Origin of the sequence: Streptomyces sp. NPDC002779, from assembly GCF_042888685.1 — a bacterium.
GTDB lineage: Bacteria > Actinomycetota > Actinomycetes > Streptomycetales > Streptomycetaceae > Streptomyces.
On record NZ_JBIAQC010000006.1, the window covers coordinates 216231 to 240591 of the forward strand.

General features: G+C 72.4%; 25 protein-coding genes. 14 read left to right on the forward strand and 11 right to left on the reverse strand.

The genetic code is table 11. The annotated features are described in order from the left end of the window. Window positions 1–2: 2 nt before the first annotated feature. The gene (locus ACFYW5_RS19075) at window positions 3–866 is read left to right on the forward strand and encodes an acyl-CoA dehydrogenase family protein (RefSeq protein ID WP_389418177.1); all 864 of its coding nucleotides are present in this window, start codon (window positions 3–5) and stop codon (window positions 864–866) included. 503 nt (window positions 867–1369) lie between these two features. Then, on the forward strand, window positions 1370–1846 hold the full coding sequence (locus tag ACFYW5_RS19080) for an ATP-binding protein (RefSeq protein ID WP_389418178.1): 477 nt from the start codon (window positions 1370–1372) through the stop codon (window positions 1844–1846). Between the two features lie 385 nt (window positions 1847–2231). Here ACFYW5_RS19080 and ACFYW5_RS19085 read toward each other — a convergent pair whose 3' ends face one another. Next, entirely contained in the window at window positions 2232–3158 is a 927-nt protein-coding gene (locus ACFYW5_RS19085) for a cyclase family protein (RefSeq protein WP_389418179.1), read from the reverse strand. An 85-nt stretch (window positions 3159–3243) separates the two neighbouring features. Between ACFYW5_RS19085 and ACFYW5_RS19090 the strand changes: the two genes are divergently transcribed. From ACFYW5_RS19090 to ACFYW5_RS19100, 3 genes are read left to right on the forward strand one after another with little or no spacing between them, the layout of a single operon-like run. After that, on the forward strand, window positions 3244–4119 hold the full coding sequence (locus ACFYW5_RS19090) for an SDR family NAD(P)-dependent oxidoreductase (protein WP_389418180.1): 876 nt from the start codon (window positions 3244–3246) through the stop codon (window positions 4117–4119). A gap of 24 nt (window positions 4120–4143) precedes the next feature. Beyond that, on the forward strand, window positions 4144–5295 hold the full coding sequence (locus tag ACFYW5_RS19095; protein ID WP_389418181.1) for an acyl-CoA dehydrogenase family protein: 1152 nt from the start codon (window positions 4144–4146) through the stop codon (window positions 5293–5295). Further along, a complete protein-coding gene (locus ACFYW5_RS19100) occupies window positions 5295–6350 on the forward strand; it encodes a Zn-dependent alcohol dehydrogenase (RefSeq protein WP_389418182.1) in 1056 nt (351 codons plus the stop codon). The genes ACFYW5_RS19095 and ACFYW5_RS19100 overlap by 1 nt, the downstream gene beginning before the upstream one ends. On the opposite strand, the gene ACFYW5_RS19105 is transcribed toward ACFYW5_RS19100, so the two are convergent. Then, window positions 6266–7336 carry a GlxA family transcriptional regulator gene (locus ACFYW5_RS19105; protein WP_389418183.1) on the reverse strand — a complete coding sequence of 357 codons (1071 nt, stop codon included), beginning with the start codon at window positions 7334–7336 and terminating at the stop codon, window positions 6266–6268. The two genes, ACFYW5_RS19100 and ACFYW5_RS19105, sit on opposite strands and share 85 nt — an antisense overlap. Window positions 7337–7407: 71 nt before the next feature. Between ACFYW5_RS19105 and ACFYW5_RS19110 the strand changes: the two genes are divergently transcribed. After that, window positions 7408–8715: an MFS transporter gene (locus ACFYW5_RS19110; protein ID WP_389418184.1), complete on the forward strand. Its 1308-nt coding sequence runs from the start codon at window positions 7408–7410 to the stop codon at window positions 8713–8715. A gap of 36 nt (window positions 8716–8751) precedes the next feature. Here the strand turns inward: ACFYW5_RS19110 and ACFYW5_RS19115 are convergent, their stop codons facing one another. The 5 genes from ACFYW5_RS19115 to ACFYW5_RS19135 all read right to left on the reverse strand — a co-directional run bounded on the left by ACFYW5_RS19115 (window position 8752) and on the right by ACFYW5_RS19135 (window position 15582). Continuing rightward, window positions 8752–9330, reverse strand: coding sequence for a flavin reductase family protein (locus ACFYW5_RS19115; RefSeq protein ID WP_389418185.1), 579 nt, complete (start codon window positions 9328–9330; stop codon window positions 8752–8754). A gap of 93 nt (window positions 9331–9423) precedes the next feature. Then, window positions 9424–10263 (reverse strand): enoyl-CoA hydratase/isomerase family protein, encoded by an 840-nt coding sequence (locus ACFYW5_RS19120; protein ID WP_389418186.1) that lies wholly within the window; start codon window positions 10261–10263, stop codon window positions 9424–9426. Next, entirely contained in the window at window positions 10256–12490 is a 2235-nt protein-coding gene (locus ACFYW5_RS19125) for an acetate--CoA ligase family protein (protein WP_389418187.1), read from the reverse strand. The genes ACFYW5_RS19120 and ACFYW5_RS19125 overlap by 8 nt, the downstream gene beginning before the upstream one ends. 124 nt (window positions 12491–12614) lie before the next feature. Further along, window positions 12615–13808 (reverse strand): flavin-containing monooxygenase, encoded by a 1194-nt coding sequence (locus ACFYW5_RS19130; protein WP_389418188.1) that lies wholly within the window; start codon window positions 13806–13808, stop codon window positions 12615–12617. Between the two features lie 115 nt (window positions 13809–13923). After that, window positions 13924–15582, reverse strand: coding sequence for a subtype B tannase (locus ACFYW5_RS19135; RefSeq protein WP_389418189.1), 1659 nt, complete (start codon window positions 15580–15582; stop codon window positions 13924–13926). 140 nt (window positions 15583–15722) lie between these two features. Here ACFYW5_RS19135 and ACFYW5_RS19140 point away from each other — a divergent pair, with 140 nt between their 5' ends. The 4 genes from ACFYW5_RS19140 (at window position 15723) to ACFYW5_RS19155 (ending at window position 18596) form a co-directional block, all read left to right on the forward strand. After that, window positions 15723–16169: a DoxX family membrane protein gene (locus tag ACFYW5_RS19140; RefSeq protein ID WP_389418190.1), complete on the forward strand. Its 447-nt coding sequence runs from the start codon at window positions 15723–15725 to the stop codon at window positions 16167–16169. Continuing rightward, window positions 16169–16591, forward strand: coding sequence for a Zn-ribbon domain-containing OB-fold protein (locus ACFYW5_RS19145; RefSeq protein ID WP_389418191.1), 423 nt, complete (start codon window positions 16169–16171; stop codon window positions 16589–16591). The genes ACFYW5_RS19140 and ACFYW5_RS19145 overlap by 1 nt, the downstream gene beginning before the upstream one ends. A 411-nt stretch (window positions 16592–17002) precedes the next feature. Continuing rightward, window positions 17003–17605 carry a GNAT family N-acetyltransferase gene (locus ACFYW5_RS19150; protein WP_389418192.1) on the forward strand — a complete coding sequence of 201 codons (603 nt, stop codon included), beginning with the start codon at window positions 17003–17005 and terminating at the stop codon, window positions 17603–17605. Window positions 17606–17705: 100 nt separating this feature from the next. Continuing rightward, window positions 17706–18596, forward strand: coding sequence for a GNAT family N-acetyltransferase (locus ACFYW5_RS19155; protein WP_389418193.1), 891 nt, complete (start codon window positions 17706–17708; stop codon window positions 18594–18596). Between the two features lie 10 nt (window positions 18597–18606). Here the strand turns inward: ACFYW5_RS19155 and ACFYW5_RS19160 are convergent, their stop codons facing one another. After that, window positions 18607–19266: a pyridoxal 5'-phosphate synthase gene (locus ACFYW5_RS19160; RefSeq protein WP_389418194.1), complete on the reverse strand. Its 660-nt coding sequence runs from the start codon at window positions 19264–19266 to the stop codon at window positions 18607–18609. Window positions 19267–19276: 10 nt separating this feature from the next. Next, entirely contained in the window at window positions 19277–19702 is a 426-nt protein-coding gene (locus ACFYW5_RS19165; protein WP_389418195.1) for a pyridoxamine 5'-phosphate oxidase family protein, read from the reverse strand. 55 nt (window positions 19703–19757) lie between these two features. On the opposite strand from ACFYW5_RS19165, the gene ACFYW5_RS19170 reads away from it, so the two are divergent. Continuing rightward, window positions 19758–20045 (forward strand): hypothetical protein, encoded by a 288-nt coding sequence (locus ACFYW5_RS19170; RefSeq protein WP_389418196.1) that lies wholly within the window; start codon window positions 19758–19760, stop codon window positions 20043–20045. Here ACFYW5_RS19170 and ACFYW5_RS19175 read toward each other — a convergent pair. Further along, window positions 20042–21193: an acetyl-CoA acetyltransferase gene (locus tag ACFYW5_RS19175; protein WP_389418197.1), complete on the reverse strand. Its 1152-nt coding sequence runs from the start codon at window positions 21191–21193 to the stop codon at window positions 20042–20044. The two genes, ACFYW5_RS19170 and ACFYW5_RS19175, sit on opposite strands and share 4 nt — an antisense overlap. A gap of 79 nt (window positions 21194–21272) precedes the next feature. Between ACFYW5_RS19175 and ACFYW5_RS19180 the strand changes: the two genes are divergently transcribed. Continuing rightward, complete coding sequence (locus ACFYW5_RS19180) at window positions 21273–22616, forward strand: acyl-CoA dehydrogenase family protein (protein WP_389418198.1); 1344 nt, start codon at window positions 21273–21275, stop codon at window positions 22614–22616. Then, a complete protein-coding gene (locus ACFYW5_RS19185; RefSeq protein ID WP_389418199.1) occupies window positions 22613–23089 on the forward strand; it encodes a nitroreductase family deazaflavin-dependent oxidoreductase in 477 nt (158 codons plus the stop codon). Before ACFYW5_RS19180 ends, ACFYW5_RS19185 begins: the two co-directional genes overlap by 4 nt. A gap of 46 nt (window positions 23090–23135) precedes the next feature. On the opposite strand, the gene ACFYW5_RS19190 is transcribed toward ACFYW5_RS19185, so the two are convergent. Continuing rightward, entirely contained in the window at window positions 23136–23741 is a 606-nt protein-coding gene (locus ACFYW5_RS19190; protein ID WP_389418200.1) for a LysE family translocator, read from the reverse strand. An 82-nt stretch (window positions 23742–23823) separates the two neighbouring features. Here ACFYW5_RS19190 and ACFYW5_RS19195 point away from each other — a divergent pair, with 82 nt between their 5' ends. After that, window positions 23824–24276 carry an Lrp/AsnC family transcriptional regulator gene (locus tag ACFYW5_RS19195; RefSeq protein WP_250071985.1) on the forward strand — a complete coding sequence of 151 codons (453 nt, stop codon included), beginning with the start codon at window positions 23824–23826 and terminating at the stop codon, window positions 24274–24276. Window positions 24277–24361 lie beyond the last annotated feature (85 nt).

Below are 24361 nucleotides of genomic sequence, written 5' to 3' on the forward strand. Positions count from 1 at the left end.
GCATGCGCTTCCAACTGACCGAGGACCAGCGGGCGTTGCGGGCGGCGGTACGGGAGCTGCTGGACCGGCGGTTCGGTGCCGGCGCGCTGCGGGCGGCGGTGGCCGAGCCTGTACTGGACCGGGCGCTGTGGCGGGAGCTGGGGGAGGCGGGGTTCTTCGCGCTACGGGTGCCGGAGGCGGACGGCGGGGTCGGACTCGGGCTGCCGGAGGCGGTGTTGGCGTTCGAACAGGCGGGGCGGGCGCTGCTGCCGGGGCCGTTGATCGCCACGCATCTCGCGGCGGGCTCGGTGCCGGGGGCGGCCGGCGGGGAAACGGTCGTGACGGCCGTGGACGGCGGAACCGTGGAGTGGCTGACGCAGGCGGACGTGGTCCTCGGCGACGCGGCAAAGGCCGTACCGCTGCGCTCGGTGGACCCGCTGACGCCGCTCCACCGGGTGCCCGGCCCGCGGGGGGCGGATCCCCTCGCCGTCCTCCTCACGGCCGCCGAGCAACTGGGCACCGCCACGCGCGCGTGCGAGCTCGCCGCGCAACACGCCCGGACCCGGGAACAGTTCGGACGGCCGGTCGGCGCCTTCCAGGCGGTGCAGCATCTGTGCGCCGACATGCTGGTGCGGGCGGAGACGGCCCGTGCCGCCGTCTACGCGGCCGCCGTGACCGAGGACCCCGCCGACATCGCCGCGGCCCGGCTGCTGGCCGACGAGGCCGCCGTACGCGGCGCCCGCGACTGCCTCCAGGTGCACGGCGGTATGGGCTTCACCTGGGAGTGCGAGGTGCATCTGCATCTCAAGCGGGCGTGGGTGCGGGCCCAGCGTGCCGGTGGCGGCACGGAGAGTGAGGAACTGCTCGCCGTCGATCTGCTCGCATGAAAAGCGAAGAGGGCGCCCGCCTGCGGAACCGTTGACGGGGGCGGCCGGAGGTGTCGCGGATCGTGGCGTACCGGAACTACGGAGCGTTGAGATCGGGTTGTGTCCTAGGTGTGACTCGTCACGGCCCGGAGTCGGCGCCGTGCTCCGGTACCTTGTGTGAGATGCGAGTGGTTCCGAGCACGAGCCATGCCGGAGTTGCCCTTGAGGCGGCTCCGGATCCGGCGGTGCGCGCCGGTTCTCGCAGGGCGGGAGCGGTTTCTGCCCCCACCTGTTCGACTCCCCGTCAAGAGCGTCGCACAGTATCCCGCACGGGTACTCCTTCGCGCTGGAATATGCCCGAAGCGCTTGTTGGGGTGACTGTACGTCAACCATGCTTTCCCGTAAGGGATTCACGTTCCGTGACCCTGGCTCCGGCCATTGTTCTGGTCATGCAAAAAATGGCTACGATCGTGGCCCTCGTGAAGCGCGGGGCTATGTGTCCGCCGGTTCGGATGGTGTGAGCGGTGCAGGTGCTTCAAGTGCAGCTGGAGATCCGACCCGACCCCGCTGAAGTGGGGCGAGCCCGGAGGTGGGCCCGCTCGCGGCTCGCCGGATCCGGGATAGGGGTCGACGAGACGCTGTCGGAGACCCTGATCCTGCTCGTGTCCGAGCTGGTCACCAACGCCGTGGTGCACACCGGCTGTCCGGCCGTGCTGCGGCTGTTCCTGCCGGGGATGGCGGCCGGCGCCGAGCCGGTCACCGTACGGCTGGAAGTGGTGGACGCCAGCGGCCGGGCCCCGGTGCCGCGTTGTGCGGGCGGCGGCGAGACGGGCGGGCGTGGACTCGCCCTGGTCGACGGTCTCGCGGACCGCTGGGGCTGGATGCCCGAGGGGCCCGGCAAGCGGATCTGGTGCGAGCTGGACCAGTGCGCCCAGGGGCGCGAGCCCGTGGTGGCGTACGGCGGCGGAGCGTTTGAAGGGCTGGCTTTCGAGGCGGTGTGAGGCGCGCCCGCGGTCGGTGTGAGGGTGTTCGCGGAGTGCGGGCACTGGTCATGCGGGCCGGGTCGGCCCCCCTTGCGCCGGACGCGGTGCGGTGCGCCGGGACATGCTTCCACGTGCGCCCGTGGCATATAGGGCGTACGCCATAAATCCCCGAGCAGGTGTTGACGAGGCGTGTCCGTTTGATCACGCTTGTGGTCAGCGATTCGCCGCGAGGGGACGACGAGGGTTCCGGTGACGGGAGCCCTCGACGAGTGTGGGTCGTGATTCGGCGTCGGCTCCCTCAGGGCCCGAGGGACAGCCGGGGCGGGAGCGCCGGAGTCGGATGGCGGTGCGCGCTGCCGTGCTCGGGGCGGGCAGGTCGCGCGCCGCCAGCCGCACTTCAGGCTCAGAGGACGGCGACCGGTGCCACCGGGGCCCCCGTCGCGCCGACGAACGGCTCGGGCGTCGCCGACAACAGGAAGGCGTACCGCTCTTCTTGTCCACAGGCTGTGGACAACTCTTCGAGATTCCAGTTCTGTCCCTGCGGCATCCCCATCTCCACCAGGTCGAGCGCGTGTACGGGCAGCCACAGGTCCTCGATCTCCGGCGGGAAGATCTCGAACGTGAGGGTGTCGTTGGCTACGGCGGCCACATCGCGCACGTGGAACCACTCCGGAGTGCGGATCGAGAGCCCCGGCGACGGATGCCCGTAACCCTGCCTGTCCCCGGCGAGGCACAGCCGCATCTGGCCCGTGCGGACGAGCACGATGTCCCCCGCCCGTACGCGCGTGCCCGCGAGTTCCTCGGCCGCCTCCAGGTCCTCGGGTGTCACGGCGTGCGCGCCGTCCAGCCGTTGCACACCACGCGCGCGTGCCACGTCGAGCAGCACCCCGCGCGAGACGAGGTGCCGCGCGGTGGCCATCCCCGCGAAGGCGGCGCCGCCGTGCGCGGTGACCGTGCCCGCCGGACGGCCGTTGTAGAGCCGCCCCGTGTGCGAGACATGCGACAGCGCGTCCCAGTGGGTGCCCGCCTGGAGGCCCATGGTCACCGCGTCGTCGCTGCACGCGACCGTGCCCGGACCGAAGATCTCCTGGTTGATCTGCACCATGACGTGCAGCGGATTCACCCGGCCGGGGATCATCCCGGTCTGCACGCCGTCCTGGCGCAAGGGCAGCGCGAGCGGGATCCGCCGGCCGCTGCGGACGCAGGCGGCGGCCTCGCGCACCACCTCGTCGGTGATCAGGTTCAGGGTGCCGATCTCGTCGTCGGCTCCCCAACGGCCCCAGTTGTTCACACGCTTGGCGATCTCGTGGAACGCGTCCGGCAGTGACATCGGTCCCTCCCCGGGGCTTGTCTCCGGCTGTCCGGCGGGTCATAAAATCTAACGGGCCGTCAGAAACCGCGGGAAGGGGCCGGGCATGGGGAACTTCTTGGCAGGCAAGGTCGTCGCCGTGACCGGCGCGGGGCGGGGGATCGGGCGGGCGGTGGCGCTGGCGGCGGCGGCCGAAGGGGCGCGGGTCGTCGTCAACGACTACGGGGTGGCGGTGGACGGCGCCTCGCCGGCGAGCGAGGTCGCCGAGGGTGTCGTCAAGGAGATCGAGGCCGCCGGGGGCGAGGCGGTCGCGGTGGCCGACGACATCTCCACCATGGCGGGCGGGCAGCGGGTCGTGGACGTGGCCGTGTCGTCGTACGGGCGGATCGACGGGGTGGTGTGCGGCGCCGGGATCCTACGGGAGCGGATGCTGTTCAACATGACCGAGGAGGAGTGGGATCCGGTGATCGCCACTCATCTCAAGGGGACGTTCACGGTGTTCCGCGCGGCCTGCGCGGTGATGCGCGGACAGCGCTCCGGGACCCTGATCGGATTCACCAGCGGAAACCATCAGGGGTCCTTCTCGCAGGCCAACTACAGCGCGGCCAAGGGCGGGATCATCTCGCTGGTGCGGAGCGCCGCGCTGGGGCTGAACAAGTACGGCGTGACCGCCAACGCGGTGGCCCCCGTCGCCCGTACGCGGATGTCGGCGAAGGTGCCCACGGAGCTGACGGAGATCGGGGAGCCGGAGGACGTGGCGGCCCTCGTGGTCTATCTGCTGTCGGACCGCGCCAAGGAGCAGGCCATCACCGGGCAGGTGTACACGATCGCCGGGCCCAAGGTGGCGGTGTGGGCGCAGCCCAGGGAACTGCGGGCCGCGTACGCCGAGGGCCCGTGGACGCCGGAACGGCTCGCGGACTTCCTGCCCGGGACGGTGGGAGTGGACCCGATGCCGCTGCTCCGGCCGCCGAACACCCCGTAGCTGCCCGGCATCAGGAGGCGACCTGTGGATTTTGGATTCAGTGCCGAGGACGAGGCGTTCCGTGCGGAAGCCAAGGTCTGGCTCCGCGCCCATGCCGACCCCGCCGTGGACCGCCGTACCTGGGAACGCACCCTCGGGGCGGCCGGCTGGATCGGCCTGTCCTGGCCCGCGACGGGGTACGGCAACCGGTCCGCCACGCTCACCCAGCAGGTCGCCTGGGCCGAGGAGTACGCCCGCTGCGGGGCGCCCGCGCGGTCGGGGCACATCGGGGAGAACCTGCTGGCGCCCACCCTGCTCGCGTGGGGCACCGAGGAGCAGAAGGACCGCTTCCTGCCGCCCATAGCCGCCGGTGCCGAACTGTGGTGCCAGGGGTACAGCGAGCCCGGCGCCGGATCGGACCTGGCCGCCGTGCGGACCTCGGCCGTGCGGGACGTGCGCGGCGGGTACCGCGTCACCGGCCAGAAGATCTGGACGTCACTCGCGCACGAGGCGGACTGGTGCTTCGTGCTGGCCCGCACCGAGCCCGGCTCCCGGCGCCACCAGGGGCTGAGCTTCCTGCTCGTGCCGATGGACCAGCCCGGCCGCGTCGACGTCCGGCCCATCCGTCAGCTGACCGGCACCAGCGACTTCAACGAGGTCTTCTTCGACGGCGCCCACGCGCGCGTGGAGCACGTCGTCGGCGGCGAGGGCCAGGGCTGGCGGGTGGCGATGAGCCTGCTCGGGTTCGAGCGCGGGGTGTCCACGCTGGCCCAGCAGATCGGCTTCGCACGGGAGCTGGAGCGGGTCGTCGGGGTCGCGGTGGAGACGGGCGCGGCGGCGGACCCGGTGCTGCGGGACCGGCTGGTCCGGCTGTGGGCCGAGCTGCGCACGATGCGCTGGAACGCCCTGCGCACCCTGGGCGGCTCCGGGGACGCGGGCGCCTCCAGCGTGGCCAAGCTGTTGTGGGCCGGGTGGCACCAGCGGCTCGGGGAACTGGCCGTGGCGGTGCGGGGGGCGGGGGCCGCGGCCGGGCCCGCCGACTGGACGCCTGCCGCGCCGTACACCCTCGACGCGTTGCAGCAGCTGTTCCTCTTCTCCCGGGCCGACACCATCTACGGCGGCTCGGACCAGGTGCAGCGCACGATCATCGCCGAGCGGGTGCTCGGTCTGCCCAGGGAGCCCAAGGGGGGCGTCTGATGCGCGCAGTGGTGTTCGACGGGACGCGGACCGAGGTCGTGGACGACCTGGAGGTGCGGGAGCCGGGGCCGGGCGAGGTGCTGGTCGCCGTCGCGGCGGCGGGGCTGTGTCACAGCGATCTGTCCGTGGTGGACGGGACCATTCCGTTCCCCGTTCCCGTGGTGCTCGGCCATGAGGGCGCGGGGGTGGTCGAGGCCGTCGGGGCGGGGGTCTCGCATGTCGCGCCCGGGGATCACGTGGCGCTGTCCACCCTCGCCAACTGCGGTGCCTGCGCGGAGTGCGACCGGGGGCGGCCGACCATGTGCCGGCAGGCCATCGGGCGGCCCGGGCAGCCCTTCCTGCGGGACGGGCGCCCGATGTACCAGTTCGCGTCCAACTCCGCCTTCGCCGAGCGGACGGTGGTGAAGGCCGTGCAGGCGGTACGGATCCCGCGGGAACTCCCGCTGGTGTCGGCAGCGTTGATCGGGTGCGGGGTGCTGACGGGGGTCGGGGCCGTGCTCAACCGGGCGCGGGTGGACCGCGGTGACAGGGTGGTGGTGATCGGCACAGGGGGAATCGGGCTCAATGTCATCCAGGGCGCGCGGATCGCGGGTGCCCTGCGGATCGTCGCCGTCGACTCCAATCCGGCCAAGGAGGAGATGGCCCGCCGGTTCGGTGCGACGGACTTCCTGACGTCCGTCGAGGGGGTGCCGGACCTCCTGCCCACCGGGGCCGACCACGCCTTCGAGTGCGTCGGACGCGTCGAGCTGATCCGCGCGGCCGTCGATCTGCTCGACCGGCACGGCCAGGCCGTCCTCCTCGGCGTGCCCCCGGCCACCGCCGAGGCGTCCTTCCGCGTCTCCACCCTCTACCTGGACAAGTCGATCCTGGGATGCCGCTACGGCTCCGCACGCCCGCAGCGCGACATCGCGCTCTACGCCGAGCTGTACCGGGCGGGCCGGCTGCTCCTCGACGAACTGGTGACGCGGACCTACCCGGTCGAGGACTTCGAGAAGGCGGCGGCCGACGCGGAGGCGGGGCGGGTGGCCCGGGCGGTGCTGACGTTCTCGGCCTGACGGAACGTCCGCCGGTACGCCGTCGGGGTCACACCGAGCGCCGCCTGCACATGCTGCCGCATCGACTGCGCCGTACCGAAACCCGCGTCCCGGGCCACCTGGTCCATGGACAGACCGGTGGACTCCAGCAGCTGCCGGGCCCGCTCCACGCGCTGCTGGGTGAGCCACTGGCCGGGGCTGACCCCGACCTCCTCGCGGAAGCGGCGGGTGAAGGTCCGCACCGACATGGCCTCCTGCGCCGCCATGTCCCGCAGCTGGATCGGCTCGTGCAGCCGGCCCAGGGCCCAGGCGCGGGCCCCGGTCGTCGTCGCCTGCTGGGGGTCGGGGACCGGGCGGTGGATGTACTGTGCCTGGCCGCCGTCGCGGTGCGGGGGGACGACCGTACGGCGGGCGATGTCGTTGGCGACGGCCGTGCCGTGGTCGCGGCGGACCATGTGCAGGCACAGGTCGATCCCGGCGGCGACGCCCGCCGAGGTCAGGACGTCGCCGTCGTCGATGAAGAGGACGTCCGGGTCGACGTCGACGGCCGGGAAGAGGCGCTGCAGCTGGTCGGTCTCCGCCCAGTGCGTGGTCGCGCGGCGCCCGTCGAGGTACCCGGCGGCGGCGAGGACGAAGACGCCGGTGCAGATCGAGGCGAGCCGGGTGCCGGGGCGGATGTGGGCGAGCGCCGCGGCCAGCTCCTCGGTGAGCACGCCCTGTTCGAAGACCGGGCCCAGCTCGTAGGAGGCCGGGACGATCACCGTGTCGGCGGTGGCCAGCAGCTCGGGGCCGTGCTCGACCATGACGGCGAAGTCGGCATCGGTGACGACCGGGCCGGGTGGCCGGATCGAGCAGGTCAGGACCTCGTACAGATGCCGTCCCCGGGCGTCCTTGGGGCGGCCGAAGATGCGGTGCGGGATGCCCAGCTCGAAGGGGAGCAGACCGTCGAGGGCGAGCACCACGACACGGTAGGGCCGGAACTCGGGTGCCTGCGGACCGCTGCTCATGGCCCGATCCTAACGAACGCTGGCCTTCGGGCCACTCGATGGGGCGGATCCCGGCCGCGATCATCGAGGGCGTGAACCGGACAACCGAGGCCGCGACCACCGCAGAGGACAGGCCCACCCGCCGCAGGGGCCGTATCCACCGCGCCTGGTTCGTCGTCGCCGTCACCTTCGTGACGATCATCGGCGCCGCCGCCTTCCGCTCCCTGCCCGGGCTGCTCATCGACCCGCTGCACGAGGAGTTCGGCTGGTCACGCGGCACGATCAGTGCGGCGGTCTCCGTCAACCTCGCGCTCTACGGGCTGACCGCGCCCTTCGCGGCGGCGCTGATGGACCGCTTCGGCATACGCAAGGTCGTGGCGGTCGCGCTGACCGTGATCGCCCTCGGCTCCGGGCTGACGTACTGGATGACGGCGGCCTGGCAGCTCCTGCTGTGCTGGGGCCTGCTGGTGGGCCTCGGCAGCGGTTCCATGGCGCTGGCGTTCGCGGCGACCGTCACCAACCGCTGGTTCACCGAGCGGCGCGGGCTGGTCACCGGCATCCTCACCGCCGCCTCGGCCTCCGGCCAGCTGATCTTCCTGCCGGTGCTGGCCTGGATGGTCGACGAACACGACTGGCGCCCGGCGGCCGTGACGGTGGCGCTGGCGGCCCTCGCCGTCGTCCCCTTCGTCTGGCTGCTGCTGCGCGACCACCCCGCGGACGTCGGCCTGAAGCCGTACGGCGCGAAGGAGTTCGTGCCGAAGCCGCCGCCCGCCACGGGTGCCGCCCGCCGTGCCGTGCGGGTCCTCCTCGACGCGGCCCGCACCGGCCCCTTCTGGCTGCTCGCCGGTACCTTCGCGATCTGCGGCGCCTCCACCAACGGTCTGATCCAGACCCACTTCGTGCCCGCCGCCCACGACCACCACATGCCGGTGCAGGCCGCGGCCTCGTTGCTCGCGGTGATCGGGGTGTTCGACGTCATCGGCACGATCGCCTCCGGCTGGTTCACCGATCGGTACGAGGCGCGGCGGCTGCTGGCCGTGTACTACGCGCTGCGGGGCATCTCGCTGCTGTTCCTGCCGATGCTGCTGGCGCCGAGCGTGCGGCCGCCGATGGTCTTCTTCATCGTGTTCTACGGGCTCGACTGGGTGGCCACGGTGCCGCCGACCGTGGCGCTGTGCCGGGAGCACTACGGGGAGGACAGCGCGATCGTCTTCGGGTGGGTGCTCGCTTCCCACCAGGTGGGGGCGGCGCTGGTGGCCTTCCTCGGCGGGGTCGCGCGGGACGTCTTCGGGTCGTACGACGTGGTCTGGTACGCGTCCGGGGCGCTGTGCGCGGCGGCCGCGCTGATGGCGTTGGTGATCCGGCGTCGGCCGGGGGGAGGGGTGGCGGCGGTCGCGTGATGGTTTGCGGCCCGGAGCCGCATACCGGGCCCCTGGTCAGAGGAAGCGGCCCCGGTGGAACAGCAGTGGCGCCACCTCGTCCTCGGTCGCCCCCAGCGCGTCCACCCTGCCCACCACGATGAGGTGGTCGCCGCCCGGGTGGACGGCGTGGATCGTGCAGTCGATCCAGGCGAGCGCTCCCGCCAGGCGCGGTGAGCCGGACACCGGCGCCGCGTCGTGGGCGACCCCGGCGAACTTGTCACCGCCGCTGACCGCGAAGCCACGGCACAGCTCGCCCTGGTGCGCGCCCAGGACGTTGACGCAGAAGACGCCGGCGCGGGCGATGCGCGGCCAGCTCGTCGACGTACGGCCGACCATGAAGGCGACCAGGGGCGGGTCGAGGGAGAGGGCGCAGAAGGACTGGCAGGCGAAACCGGCGGGGGAGGCTTCGACGTCGGCGGCTGGTGAGGTGACAACGGTCACCCCGGTCGCGAAGTTCCCGAGCACCCGCCGGAACTCGGCCTGCCCGACCGGCGCCCGCTCGTCCTCGCCGACACACCGCAACTCCGGCCGCGGCAGCGGCTCCACGCGCGGGGCGTCGGCCGACCTGAGGTAACGGACGGCGGCTGCGGCCATCCCTGCATGTCCCATCACACCGGCCATTGAACCTGACGGTGCGTCAGATTGGAAGGTGTGGGGGATCTGTGGATCCGCCTCCGGTGCACGGGGTTAGCGGCCCCGGAACACTGGGCTTCTCCGCTCGGCGAAGCTTGTCACTCCCTCTTGGGCGTCCTGGGTCGTCATGTTGATCTCTTGCGCTGCCGCCTCCGCCGCGAACGCGGCTGCGCGGTCGGTGTCGAGGGAGGCGTTGACGAGTTGTTTCGTCAGGGCCAGGGTGCGGGTGGGGCCGGTCGCGAGGCGTTCCGCCCAGGTGTGGGCCGTGTTCTCCAATTCCGCGTCCGGGACGACCCGGTTGACCAGCCCGAGCCGTTCCGCGTCCGCCGCGGTCAGCGCGTCGCCGAAGAACATCAGCTCCTTCGCCCGCTGGGGTCCGACCAGCCGGGGCAGGAGATAGGCGCCGCCGCCGTCGGGGACGAGGCCCCGGCGGACGAACACCTCGATGAATCGGGCCGATTCCGCGGCGAGCACGAGGTCGCAGGCGAACGCCAGATGCGCGCCGAGCCCCGCCGCCGTGCCGTTCACCGCCGCGATGACCGGCTTCTCGCAGTCCAGGACGGCGGTGGTGAGGCGCTGGGCGCCGAGGCGGAGCATGCGGGCCACGTCACCGGGGATCCGGTCGCCGGTCGCGGTCGCGGTCGCGGTCGCGGTCGCGCCGCGCAGGTCCGCGCCCGCGCAGAATCCGCGGCCGGTTCCGGTGAGCACGACAGCTCCGACCGCAGCGTCCGCCGACGCCTCGGCGAGCAGTTCGATGAGGCGTTCTCGCTGGTCAGGGGTAAGGGCGTTGAGGGCCTCGGGGCGGTTGAGGGTGATGCGGCAGACGCCGTTGTCAGTGGCGTGAGGTACCAATGACTCAACGGCATTTCCGGGCACACAGGGGGAATCAGACATGTTCGCGACACACCGCCAGCGCGTCCAGCGCCACCGCGCCCTGCCCCCGCTCCAGCACCATCAGCGGGTTGATGTCCAGCTCCGCCAGCTCGTCCCCCAGCTCCAGCGCCATGCGCTGCACCCGCAGGACGACTTCGACGAGCCCGTCCGTGTCCGCGGGGGGCCGCCCCCGGACCCCGTCGAGCAGGGCCCGCCCGCGCAGTTCATGGAGCATGTCCCGCGCCTGCTCCTCCCCGAAGGGCGGCACGCGTACGGCGGTGTCGCGCAGCACCTCGACCAGCACCCCGCCGAGCCCGACGGTCACGGTGGGCCCGAAGAGCTCGTCATGCGTCAGACCGACGACCATCTCGACGCCCCGCTCGACCATCTGGCAGACCAGGATGCCGTCCAGGGAGACGTCCTCGTAGCGGGCGATGTCCGTCAACTCCCGGTAGGCGTCACGGACTTGACTGGCCGAGGTAAGGCCGACCTTGACCAGGCCGAGCTCGGTCTTGTGGGCGATTCGTGCGCCGGACGCCTTCATCACCACCGGGTAGCCGACGAGGCCGGCCGCCCGTACGGCCGCCGCCGCGCTGGTCACCAGCTGCTCGCGCGGCACGCGAATGCCGTACGCCCGCAGCAGCTGCTTCGCCGCGTGCTCGCTCAGCTGCTGTCCTGGGCGCATCAGCGCCTGGGCCTTGCGGAAGGAGGGGGAGGGGGTGCGCGGGGCGCGGTCGAAGGGGGAGCGGTAGGCCGCGGTGAAGCGGTGGTGGTCGAGGTAGGCGCGGACGGCCGTGATGCAGTTGGCGACCGTGCGGAAGGTGGCCACCCGGGAGGAGCCGAGCAGGACCTCGCGGTAGGCCGGCTCGGTACCGACGGGCGATCCCCACACCACGCACACGAGCTTGTCGGTGTGCTCGGCCGCGTCGACCAGGTCCTTCACCAGCCGGTCGCTCAGCGGCGGGAAGGGCCCGGTGACCGGGCAGATCAGGACCCCCACCTCCGGGTCGTCGAGCAGGGCGTCGATGATCTTCCGGCCGCGCTGGTCGCCGACCGGATGCCCGCCGTTGTCGACGGGGTTGGCCACGCTCAGGTACTCGGGTATCCACTGGTGCAGCTCGGCCTGCTTGGCCTCGGACAGCACCGGCAGCCGCAGCCCGGCCTCGGTCGCCAGGTCCGCGAAGTGCGCGCCCGTGCCGCCCGAGATCGAATAGACGACGACGCCGTCGGCGCGCGGAGGCCGCGCCCGGGCCAGCAGGGTGGCGGTGTCCTGGAGCTCGTCCAGACCGTCGACGCGGATCACCCCGTACTGCCGCATCGCCGCGTCCACCACCCCGTCCGCGCCGGTCAGCTTGCCGGTGTGCGAGGCGGCCGTGCGGGCGCCGGTCTCGGTGCGGCCCACCTTGACCGCGACCACCGGCACCCCCCGCCGGGCCGCCCGGTCGGCGGCCAGGAGGAAGGAGCGGCCGTCCTTCAGGCCCTCCACATAGCAGGCGATGGCTCCCACCTCGGGGCGCTCGGCGAAGTAGGAGAGGAAGTCGGAGGTCTCCAGGTCGGCCTCGTTGCCGGTGGGCGCCCAGTGGGAGAGGCGCACGCCGAGCTGCTGCAGGGCGAAGACGGGCCGCCCCTGGTGCCCGGACTGGGTGATCAGGGCGATGGCGGGACCTTCGAGGTCGGTGCGGAACTCCTCGAAGGCGTTGAGGTTGGTGTTGGGGCCGAGCAGCCGCATTCCGGACCGCGCGACGGCGGCGGCGAGCCGGGCCTGCGCGGCGGCGCCCTCCGCACCGGTCTCGGCGAACCCGGAGGCGAAGACGACCGCGAACTTCACCTTGGCCTCGGCCAGTTCCTCGATCACCGGAAGGGGGTCGGCGACCAGCAGTACGGCGAGATCGACCTGCTCGGGCAGGTCGGCGACGGAAGGAGAGCAGGGGATGCCGAAGACGGAGGGGCGGTTCGGGTGCACCGGGTGGAGCCGGGCGCCGACCCGCTGGGACCAGGCGAGCAGTTGCCGGGTGACACCGGTGTGGGGCCGGCCCTCGGCGTCCGAGGCGCCGATCACGGCGACCGACTCGGGGTGGAAGAAGCGGTCCAGATCGGGGACGTCCGCGTACAGGGGACGGCCGCTGACGTCGAGATCGTCGACCTCGGCCGGCCGGCCATGGACGGCGGGCCCGGGCTGCTCGCCGCAGGCGATGACCCGGGTCCGTCGGGAGTCGGTGGTGAGGCTGCCGTGGGTTGATCCAAGCATCGGTCCGCCCGCTCCTGTGTGACAGCGATTAACTGACGCAGTGTCAGATTACTGAACTGACACTCCGTCAGGAATGGCTGTGCAGGCAAAGTTGAGCGGAGAAGCTACCTGCGGAACGAGCCTCTCAGGTGACGGGCAGCCGGGACAGGCGGTCTCCGGCCCTCTTCGCCACGGCCTTCGCGATCTTCTCGGCGTCCATGGCCAGTTCCCGCAGCATCCCGCTGATGGGGTTGGTGAAGCCGGTGAAGTACAGGCCGGGGGCGTGGGACGGGGTGCGGGCGCCGTGGACGAGCGGTCTGCCGCGGTCGTCGAGGACGTCGAGATGGCCGACCAGACCCTCCAGGGCGCGGACGTAGCCGGTCGCGGCGATGACGGCGTCCGGTACGAGGAGGGTGCCGTCGGCGAGGGTCACCTTGCCGTCGTCGAAGTGGTCGACGGCGGCCACCACCTCCACCCGGCCCTTGCGGACGGCGTCGATGAGGCCCACGTCCTGCACCGGGACGGCCCCTTCGAGCACCCGGCTGTACAGGCCGGTGTCCGGGCGGGGCAGCCCCTGCGCCGACAGGTCCGGCACGCTCAGCTTCGCCAGCGGGCGGGAGAGCCGGTCCACCAGGCCGACCGGCAGGCGCCGGCACAGGACGCCGGAGTACTGGGCGGCCCAGCCGGCCATGGAGCGGCGCACGATGTGCGGGGCGGTGCGCACCGACAGCCGTACCCGGGAGGCGCCGCCCTCGACCAGGTCGACGGCGATCTCGGCGCCGGTGTTGCCGACCCCGACGACGAGGACGTCACGGCCGGCGTAGGGCCGGGGGTTGCGGTAGGCGGAGGCGTGCAGGATCTCGCCGGTCCAGGTGTCGCGGCCGGGCCAGTCGGGGAGCCGCGGGGTGTGGTTGTAGCCGGTGGCGACGACCACCGCGGCGCCGGTCAGCTCGCGGCCGCCGGTGGCGTGCAGGAGCCAGCCGTCGCCGTCGGGCGCGCGGTCGACGCGGGAGACCTCGACGCCGGTGACGATCTCCAGCTCGTGGTGCTCGGCGTACTTCTCCAGGTACCGCACCACGTCGTCCCGGGAGACCCAGCGCCCGAACCGCCGGGGTATCGGCAGTCCGGGCAGGCCGGAGAGGCGGCGGGTGGTGTGCAGGCGCAGCCGGTCGTAGTGGCCGCGCCAGGAGGCGCCGACGCGGTCGGACTTCTCCAGGACGACGGCGCGGATGCCCCGGGCGCGCAGGGAGTACGCGACGGCGAGCCCGCCGGGACCGCCGCCGATGACGTACACCGGGCGGTCCGCGTCGGTTGGTGAATGCGCTGTGGAGTCGGCCATGAGCGCGAGCGTAATCACGCACCCCGTTGATGGGTCTCGGTCAAGACCGGAATTGGTTGCGGATTGATCACGCCTGTGGGAGAAGTGGGCGGGACCGGTGACGTACGGCGGCCGGCTACGTGCTCTTGTGGCCCGTCACCTTGGCGATCCAGGTGATGAAGTCGCCGGCGTCGGTGTTGGCGCCGTGGCCCTCGTCCCAGTAGTAGAAGTGGTTCACCTCGTCGCCGAGGGCGTTCGCGGCGGCGGCCAGGTTCGCGGAGACCGTCAGGGAGGTGTCCGAGTCCTTGGTGCCGAGCCGTATCCACCAGTGCTTGGAGCGCCGGGAGTTGGCCTTCTCCACCAGGTGGTACATCGGGTTCATCAGGTCCAGCTTGGCGGGGATGTCGCTCGCGACCCGCCGGGAGTCCAGGCCCGTGGAGTCGTTCTTCGCGCCGTACGCCGTGAAGTGACGGGCCTGGGTGGTGCCCGCGCCGAACAGGTTGTTCTCGCCCGTGGACAGGTCGAAGCCGTCGAAGGCCGGCACGGTCTTCTTGCGGGCGCCGACATGCGTCAGGAAGTCCGCCCAGGTGAAGGACGCCTTGCCGTTCTTCCAGGTGATGAAGGTGTGCGCGGCGAGGTAGGTCTCGCGCGCGGAGTCGGACAGGGCGGCGAGGTACTTCGTGGCCGACGGCTCCAGGTACTGCTTGACCAGGTACTCGTCGTAGTTGCGGGCGTTCAGGGTGCCGAAGCGGTTCAGCCCACGCAGCTTCAGGCCCGCCTGGTACTCGGCGAACTGTGCCCGGAGTGCCTTGGACACCGTCTGGTCGACCTGCTTGCCGGTACTGAGGGTGTTGCCGCCCCAGTTCCACTCGTAGGCGCCGTCGGCGTGCTCCAGGTCGGTGATCGGGCACCAGGCGCCGACCGCGAAGACGGCGTCGGAGGCGTCGGCGGCGCCGATCTCCTCGAGGTACTTCGCGTAGAGCGGGCTGTCGCCGGAGGCGCCGAGCAGCGAGGACAGCGCGCCGCCCGCGCTGGTGCCGGCCGAGACGATCCGGTCGACATCGCCCGGTACGCGGCCCTTGTTGGCCTTCAGGTAGCGGACCGCCGCCTTGAGGTCGACGATCGCGGCGGGGGCGGTGCCGTAGTACTCGCCCGCGGAGTTCTTCAGGGTGCGGCCCCGGGCGCCGGGCTCGACGACGACGTAACCGGCGGCGAGGGCGAGCAGCTGGTTGGAGGCGAGGGCGCCGCCGTTGGCGTTGGTGTTCCCGCTGGCGTTGGGCAGGGCGCTGCCGGCCGCCGAGGGGGTGCCGCTGGGCGTGCCTCCGCCGCCACCGCCACCGGGCATCCCTCCGCCGCCGATACCGGTCGCGTTCGCGACGGAGGACGGCATGTATCCGCCGATCGAGTTCGCGAGCAGGATGGGGGCGCCGGAGGCGTCGACCGCCTTGCCGTCGATCTTGACGGGGACGCTGACGTTCAGCGACTGGTACGTCTCGTCCACCGGCTTGGCGACATAGGTGATCGCCTTCCAGAAGCGGTACGTCACCTCGTGCTCGGTGCCCTCGGCGTCCGTGACCGTGGTGGTCAGCGTGGTGTAGGCGGCCGGGTCGAAGGCGAGCGCGCCGGAGGAGGACGAGGAGCCGGAGCCCGAGTCCGAGTCCGAGTCCGAGTCCGAGTCCGAGTCCGAGTCCGACGAGGCTTGTGCGCTCAAGGTGATTCCGCCCGCTGCCGCCGCCCCGGCTGCCGCGCCTATGCCCAACACGACGGTCCTGCGCTTGACTGCCCTGTGCTTCACGTTCGGCTCCCTCGGGTCATTGGGCTTGCGTATGCGAAGGTAGCCATAGTGGCGACAAAATTGCCAACAATTCAGCGCTACTCATAGGAGACCCACAGGGGGTCTCCCGTCCAAGAGCTATCTGACGTACCGTCAGATCCATGGACACGATCTGGCTCAGCGGCGCGGAATGGCTGGCCGTGCTCCGCATAGGCCTCGGCCTGTGGTGGCTGGAGAGCTGGCGGCACAAGGACAAGAAGACCTGGTTCGAGGGCGGCGGTATCGCCTGGGCGGCGGACGTGGCCGCCAAGCACCGCTGGAACGCCGTACGTTCCGGCTTCGACGTGGTCGTGGCGCCCCGGCCGCGGACGATGGCGTACGTCGTCGCCTACGCCGAACTGGCTCTCGGCCTCGGCCTGATCGTGGGCTTCCTGACCCCCGTCGCCCTGGTTGCGGGGCTGCTGCTGAACGTCGTCTACTTCGCGCTGATGATCCACGACTGGGCCGAGCAGGGCCAGAACTCGATGATGGCGTTGATCTCCCTGGTGGCCCTGTTCGGCATGTCCTGGCAGACCTGGTCCCTGGACAGCGCGCTGGGGCTCTTCTGATGGCGGCCCGGGTGCGCCACGACCTCCCCGAACCCGACGCCTTCACCCGCCCCTACTGGGACGCGGCGGCGCGGGGACACCTGCTCCTGCGCCGCTGCCGGGCCTGCCGGAGGGCCCACCACTACCCGCGCGAGTTCTGCCCGTACTGCTGGAGCGAGGACGTGGTCTGGGAGACCGCGAGCGGCCGGGCCGCGCTCTACACCTGGTCGGTCGTCCACCGCAACGACCTCCCGCCCTTCGGGGAGCGCACCCCCTACGTCGCCGCCGTCGTCGACCTGGCCGAGGGTCCCCGGATGATGACGGAGATCGTGGAGTGGACGGGGGCGGCGGGGCAGGCGCCGCTGCGGGCCGGGATGGAGCTGGAGGCGGGATTCCGGGACGGGATGCCGGTGTTCCGCCCATGCCCGCCGGCACCGTCCTGACCCGTGTGTCGCCCGCGCTCACCGGCACCGCCCGACTCGTGTCCCGCGCGCTCGCCCGCACCGCCCGATCCGTGTCCCGCGCTCACCGGCACCGCCCTGGCCCGTGTGTTGCCAGCGCTCGCCCGCGCCGCCCGATCCGTGTCCCGCGCTCACCGGCACCGCCCTGGCCCGTGTGTCGCCCGCGCTCGCCCGCACCGCCCGATCCGTGTCCCACCCGCGCCCGCCCGCCCGCCCCGTCCGGACCCGTGTTCCGCCCCGCGCCCGCCCACCCGCACAGCCCGACCCGTGTCCCGCCCACACCCACCCGCACCGCCCACCTATCCCGTCCACGCCCACACACAACCCCCCCCACCCGCACCACCCGCCCCCCCACCCCATGCGCGCGAATGAGCAACCCGTTTCAATGGCCTCATGGCCCTCGACGAGCAGCGCTACAAGGGACCGCGTCTCCCCGATCTGCGCACCCCGGACCTGTGGCTGCGTCCCTGGAACCCGGCGTCGCGGGCCGATGTCGAGGCGTGGCTGCGGGGCCGTACCGACCCCGAGTTCCGGCGCTGGAACACCCCCCTGCGGTTCACCACGGACGTGGACACCGCGCGCGAGCAGCTCCGGGCGTCGGCGCGGACCGCGGCGGAGGGCGGGGCGGCGCCGTACTGCATCGCCGACCCGGTGACCGGACGGCCGCTCGGGCACATCGGCGTCAACGTCATCAACCGCGTGATGAACACGGCGCGCGTCGGCTACTGGGTCCTGCCCGAGGAGCGCGGCCGGGGAATCGCGACCCGCGCCCTCGCCCTGGCGGCCCGCTGGGCGCTCACCGATCTGGGCCTGCACCGGATCGAACTCGATCACGCGGTGGGCCACGATTCCTCCTGCCACATCGCCGAGCGCTGCGGGTTCCGGTACGAGGGAACCCTGCGCGGCGCCATGTGGGAGGCGGGACGGCACGACGCCTACCGGGACTCGCACCTGCACGCGCGGCTCGCGGAGGATCCGGAGCCGGACGCGTCATGAAGACGCGTCATGAAGACGGGACGCTAGCGTCGATGTGACGGCCGTGTGTTCACCCTGACAAAGCATGGCCAAGTCCCGGACAGAGGCGGGATCATGAGACATGCGCTCGGACGACTGGTACGTCACCGAAGACCTCGACCGCTTTCTGGGCCACGCGGGTGGCTTCCTGCGGTCGCGCCCCGATCTGCACACCGTCGCCCTGACGGTGACGGAGTCACTGCGCACGCGCGGCCTGCGCGCGTACGGCGGTGACGAGCCGCCCGTGTTCGGGGTGATGGAACGGGACGGTCAGGTGCGCGGAGCCTACTTCCGCACCCCGCCCTACCGGCTCAACGTCACCCCGCTCACCGCCGACGAGACCGACGCCCTCGCCGCCCATCTGGTCGCCGTCGGCCACTCGGTGCCGGGCATCATCGGCACCCGCGAGACGGCCGCCGGTTTCATCCGCTCCTGGCAGCGGCACACCGGCGCGACCTCGGCCCTGCGCCAGCGCCAGCGGCTGTACCGGCTGGGCATGCTGATGATGCCGCAGCCGGTCCCGCCGGGCGCGGCGCGGGTGGCGGGCGAGAAGGACCGGGACCTGCTCATCCGCTGGTACGGCGAGTTCACCGAGAGCGTCGGTGAGCACGCGGCCGGGGAGGTCGAGGCGTGGGCCGACCACCGCATCGCCTACGGCGGCGTCACCCTCTGGGAGGACGCCGACGGCACCCCCGTCTCCATGTGCGGGGTGACCCCGATGGTCGCGGGCCAGGTCCGGATCGCTCCCGTCTACACCCCGCCCCACCTGCGCGGACGCGGATACGCCGGTGCGGTGACGGTCGAGGTCAGCCGCGCCGCCGTGCGCGCCGGAGCGGAAGAGGTCCTCCTGTTCACCGACCTCACCAACACCACCACCAACGTCCTCTACCAGCGGCTCGGCTACCGCGCGGTGGCCGACTTCGAGGTGCACGACTTCTCGGGCGGCGCGGGCACCCAGGCCCCCCCGGCCTAGCCCCCTCGGTCTAGGGCCAGAGCAGTTCGCGGGCCCAACCGGATTCCGTACGGCGGTAGTTCAGCCGTACGTGCCGGCGTTGCCGCTCGCCCTGGAAGAACTCCACTTCCTCCGGGTGCAGGCGGTAGAGGGTCCAGGTGGGGACGGGGGCGTCCGGTTCCTGCTGGGCCCGCGCCCAGGACTCGGCCGAGACGCGCGCCAACTCGTCCAGCGAGCCCAGCACTTCGCTCTGCCGACCGGTGAGGGCCGCCGCCAGCGCCCCCGTCGACCGGGCGTGCAGATCGGCCTGGCTGTCGGACGAGGCGGCCGCCGTCACCGGCCCCCGTACGCGCACCTGCCGCCCCAGCACCGGCCAGTAGAAGCCCAGCGCGGCGAAGGGCCGTGCCGCGAGCTGCCGTCCCTTCCGGCTGCCGGCGTGCGTCGCGAAGGACCAGCCGTCCGCGTCCGCCCCGTGCAGCATCACGGTCCGTACGTCCGGCCTGCCCTCCTCGTCCGACGTCGCCAGCGACATGGTGTGCGGCTCGGTCTGCCCCGCCGCCACCGCGTCCGCGAACCAGCTCGCGAACAGCGGCAGCGGCCCGTCCGGCGCCGACTCCGGGTCGAAGGGCGGCAACTCGGTCACCTCCGGGTCCCACACCCGCAGTGACCTCAGCAGCTCATGAAGATCCATGCACCGATTGTCAGATGTTTCCCAGGTCCGAGGAGACCCAACGCTCGGGCCGCATCCGGACGATCACCTGCTCGCCGTGGTTCTTCCAGGCGAAGTCGACATACCCGTCGACCTTGTCCGGCGGCAGATACCGCGCCGAGATCTCGCGCAGGTCGTCGATCGTCGCGGGCACCGTCTCCACGACCGGGCCCTCCACCGACACGTACCGGATCGTCGGCTCCAGCCGGTCCACCATCAGCGAGTACCGGCCCGCCGCGCTGATCAGCTGGTTCTTCCGCGAGTCCAGCCCGGTCATGATCCAGACGTGCCCGTCGTCCTCGACCTGGTACCAGATCGGCACGGTCAGCGGGCCGCGCCCCTCTCCCGCGTGCACCGCGAGGGCGGCGACATGGGGCTCGGCGAGGAATTGCTCGCGCTCTTCGCGGGTCAGGGCCATCTTCGGTCTCCTCCTGCGCATCGACGAGTCGTCCTGTGCTGTGGTGCACAACGCTGTGGTGCACAACGAAGCCCGGCGGGTACCTGTTCCCCACCGGCCGGCGTCGCCTGCCGTTGACCCGTACGTCACCGAGCGTCCCTACCGTGCCCGCCATGAGAAGAACCACGACCCGTTCCAGACGATCGAGGACGTCGTCCTGCTCGACGACCGCACCCTCGCCGTCCTGAACGACAACAACTTCCCCTTCTCCTCCGGCCGTACGGCCGGCCAGGCGGACGACAACGAGTTCATCACCGTCCGCCTGGCCGAGCGCCTGCACGCCGACCCGCGCGCCCTGTTCTAGTCCCGCCCCAGCACCACCGTCCCCGACGAGCAGAACCACCCGCCCGTCCCGGACGCCACAGCGAGGCGCGGCAACCCCCCGTCGGCGGCGTGCACTTGCCGTGCCTCGCACTCCCCGCGGAGTTGCCGCACCGCCTCCACCAGCAGGAACAGCCCTCGCATCCCGGGATGCTGGGCGGACAGCCCGCCCCCGTCCGTGTTCACCGGCAGCTCCCGCGCCTGCACGAACGCTCCGCCCTCCCCCTTCGCGCAGAACCCCAGATCCTCCAGCGTCACCAGCGTCATGTAGGTGAACGCGTCGTAGATCTGCGCCACATCGATCTCGGCGGGCCGCACCCCCGCCCGCCGGAACGCCAGCCGCCCGCTCACCGCCGCCGGTGACACCGTGAAGTCCTCCCACTCGGACATCGCCGCGTGCGAGACGCATTCGCCGCTCCCCAGCACCCACACCGGCGCCGTGCGGCAGTCCCGTACGTACTCCTCGGCCGCCAGCAGCACCGCCGCCCCGCCGTCGGACCGCAGGCAGCAGTGCAGCTTGGTGAAGGGGTCCGCGATCATCGGTCCCGACAGGACGTCGTCGACCGTGATCGGGTCCCGGAACATCGCCTGCGGATTCAGCGCCGCGTGCTGCCGGGCCTGCACCGCCACCTCGGCCAACTGCTCGATCGTCGTACCGAATTCGATCATGTGGCGGCGTGCGGCCATCGCGTACTTGGCGACGAGGGTGTGGCCGTACGGCGCCTCGAACTGGAGCGGGCCCCGGGCGCCGAAGGACAGGTCGCCGGTCCTGCGGCCCGCCCGGATGTCCGCGCGGGCGGTGGAGCCGTAGACCAGCAGGGCCGCGTTCGCGTGCCCCGCGGCTATCGCGTCCGCCGCGTGCGCCGCCATGACCTCCCAGGTCGAGCCGCCCACCGAGGTGGAGTCGACCCAGGTGGGGCGCAGGCCCAGGTACTCGGCCACCTCGACCGGCGCGAGGACGCCGGTTCCGGCGGACGCGAGGCCGTCGACCAGGGCGCGGTCGAGGCCGGCGTCCGCGAGCGCCCGGCGGGCCGCCTGGGCGTGCAGGGTGTAGGGCGTCGCGTCGTCCAGCCGGCCGCAGTCGGAGAGGGCGACCCCGACCACGGCGACTTTCCGCTTCCCGGCAGTCATGACAGGGCTCTCCCTCTGGGCATCTCGATCCGGCCCTCCTAATATGACGGACCGTCAGATCTGGAGGGAAGGGGCAGCGATGGACGCCGGTTTCACCGCCGAACAGGACGAGATCCGCCGCACGCTCCGCGAGTTGCTCCGCAAGCGGTGCGGTCGGGAGGAAGCGCGGGCCGCCGTCGACACCCCGGCGGGCCACGACCCCGCCCTGTGGACCGCCCTCGCCGGCCGGCTCGGCCTGCCGGGACTCGCCCTCCCCGAGCGCTACGGCGGAGTCGGCTGCACGCCGGCCGAGCTGGCCCTGGCCATGGAGGAGACGGGCCGCCTGCTCGCCCCCTCGCCCCTGCTCGCCACCGCGGTGCTCGCCGCCCCGCTGATCCTCGCCCTCGGCACCGACGACCAGCGCGCCGACCTGCTGCCCCGGATCGCCGCCGGATCCCTCACCGCCGCCCTGGCGGCCCCCGTCGCCGGACTCGCGCTCACCTGCGACAACGACGGCGACTGGGCCGGAGGCGGGCGAGCGGGGGGTGTACAGGCCCGGCCTGCACCCGCCGCCCTGGCCGCCCCGGGCGCCGCCTTCGCGCGCGACGGTGACGACAGCGGGGACTCGGTCGGCGGCGGGCAGGCCTGCGGTGTGCGGGCCCGAGCGACGGCCGGTGACGGCTGGCGACTGTACGGGGAGATCTCACACGTCCTCGACGGCCACAGCGCCGGGCTCCTCGTCGTCGCCGCCCGCACCGGCGGCTTCGCCCGCTCCCGCACCGACCTCTTCCTGGTCCGCGGGGACGCCGACGGGCTCGTCCGGACCCGGCAGACCGCCTTGGACGCCACCCGGCCGCTCGCCCGGCTCCAACTCCGGGACGTGGAGGCGCGGTTGCTGGGCGAGGGGGGCGCCGACACGCTCGCCGCCCTGGCCCGCCTCGGCGACACCGCCGCCGCCGCTCTCGCCTGCGAGGCGGTCGGTGCCGCGGACCGGGTCCTGGAACTGACCGTCGAGCATGTGAAGCACCGGGAGCAGTTCGGCCGCCCGATCGGCTCCTTCCAGGCCGTCAAACACCGCCTGGCCGACGTGTACGTCCAGGTCCAGGCGGCCAGATCAGCTGCCTACTACGCCGCCTGGACCTCCGGCCTCGGAACACCTCCCGGAGCCCTGACCGCCGACCGGGGTGCCTCTGGCGGGCCCGCGACCGCCGACCGGGGGGCCGTAGGCGCGCTCGCCCTGGCCCAGGCGCTGGAGGCGTTGCGGGGTGCCGCGGGGGAGGCTGTCCAGTTGCACGGAGGCGTTGGTTTCACCTGGGAGCATGACGTTCACCTGTACTTCAAGCGCGCCGCGGGCGACGAGCTGCTGTTCGGGCCGGTGCACCGGCTGCGGGCGCACGCGGCCCGGGCGGCGCGGCTCTTCGGGAAGCGGGAGGTGCGGGTGTGATCGGCGTCCGGTTGGTGCAGAAGGTGTCCTCCACGCGCGGCTTCGCCCGGGTCGCCCCGCATGTGGTCCCGGCGCTGGACCGTGCCGTGCACCGGCTCACCCGGGGCCGGGTGCTGCTCAGCGCCCGGCTGCTGCCCGGGGTGATCCTGACCTCCACCGGCGCCCGCAGCGGACTGCCCCGCCGGACCCCGCTCGCCTGCATGCCGGAGCCGGAGAAGGGGACCTGGATCATCGTCGGCTCCAACTTCGGCCGGACCGGCCATCCCGCCTGGACCGCCAACCTGCTCGCCCGTCCCGACGCCGAGATCAACTGGAAGGGCGCCGACATCCCCGTGACCGCGCGGCTGCTCCAGGGCGAGGAGCGGGCGGCCGCCTGGCAGGCGGTGCTGGCCTTCTGGCCGCCCTACGCCACGTATCAGGCACGGGTGGAGCGGGAGATCCGGCTCTTCAGACTCGTACCGAAAGACTCATAGCCCCAGGGAGACTCATAGCCCCAGGGAGACTCATAGCTCCAGGGACTCACAGGGTGTGCTGGACCAGCAGGAACGCGCCGATCCCCAGCATCGCCGCCCCGGAGGTCCGCGTGACCGCCCGCGCCGCCGCCGGGCGGGCGCCGAGCAGCGCGCGGGCGCCTAGGCCGACCGTGAGGTAGACGGCGGCGCAGCACACCATGTGGAGCAGCCCGAGCGCGGCGGTCTGCGCGGGCACCGGCACCCGGCTGCCGTCCGTGACGAGGAACTGCGGCAGCACCGACAGGTACAGCAGCAGCCCCTTCGGGTTCAGCCCGCTGATCATCGCCCCGCGCAGGAACACCCGGTCCCCGGTCCCGGCCGCCGCCCCGGGCACCCCCGGCCGGCGCAACACGCTCCACCCCAGCCACACCAGATACGCCGACCCGGCCACCGTCAGCCCGGTCAGCAGCGCGGGCGAACCCGCGACCAGGACGGCGAGCCCGGCGGCCGCCAGCACGGTGTGCAGGGCGTACCCGCTCACCAGACCTCCCACGGCCCGCGTCACCGAGCCGCCGCGCAGCCCCGCCGAGATCGCGTACGCCCAGTCGGCGCCCGGCACACAGACCAGCAGCAGGTCGAGCGCGAGGAAGGAGAGGAGGGTTCCGGAGTCCATGCTGGGGAGATTAGGCGGGAATGGCCCGAAAGTGTTGTCGAAGTTTGCTCGATACCCCGGGGTATGAGGGAAGATTTGCCCCATGGACGACGTGGACCGGAAAATTCTTGCCGAGCTTCAGCAGGACGGACGGCTGACCGTGACCGAGCTGGCCGGGCGGGTGCGGCTGAGCGTCTCGCCCTGCCACCGGCGGCTGCGCGAGCTGGAGCGGTCGGGGGCGATCAGCGGCTACCGGGCCGTCGTGGAGCCGACGGCCGTGGGGCTGACCTTCGAGGCGCTGGTCTTCGTCTCGATGCGGCAGGAGGACCGGGACACCGTCGCCGGGTTCGAGCGGGCCATCGGGGAGATCGAGCACGTCCTGGACGCCCAGCGGCTGTTCGGGGAGCCGGACTACCTGCTCCGGGTGGCCACCGCCGACCTCGCCGCCTTCCAGCGGCTGTACGACGAGCGCCTCGCCACCCTGCCCGGGGTGCAGCGGCTGACCTCGACGCTGGTGATGAAGCACGTCGTCCGCGACCGGCCGCTGCCCGCATAGCACGGCAGGCGGCGGTTCACCCGGTGCCCACCGGGATGAACTGCCGCCTGCCAGACAGGACGTGGGGCCTACAGAGACCTGAAAG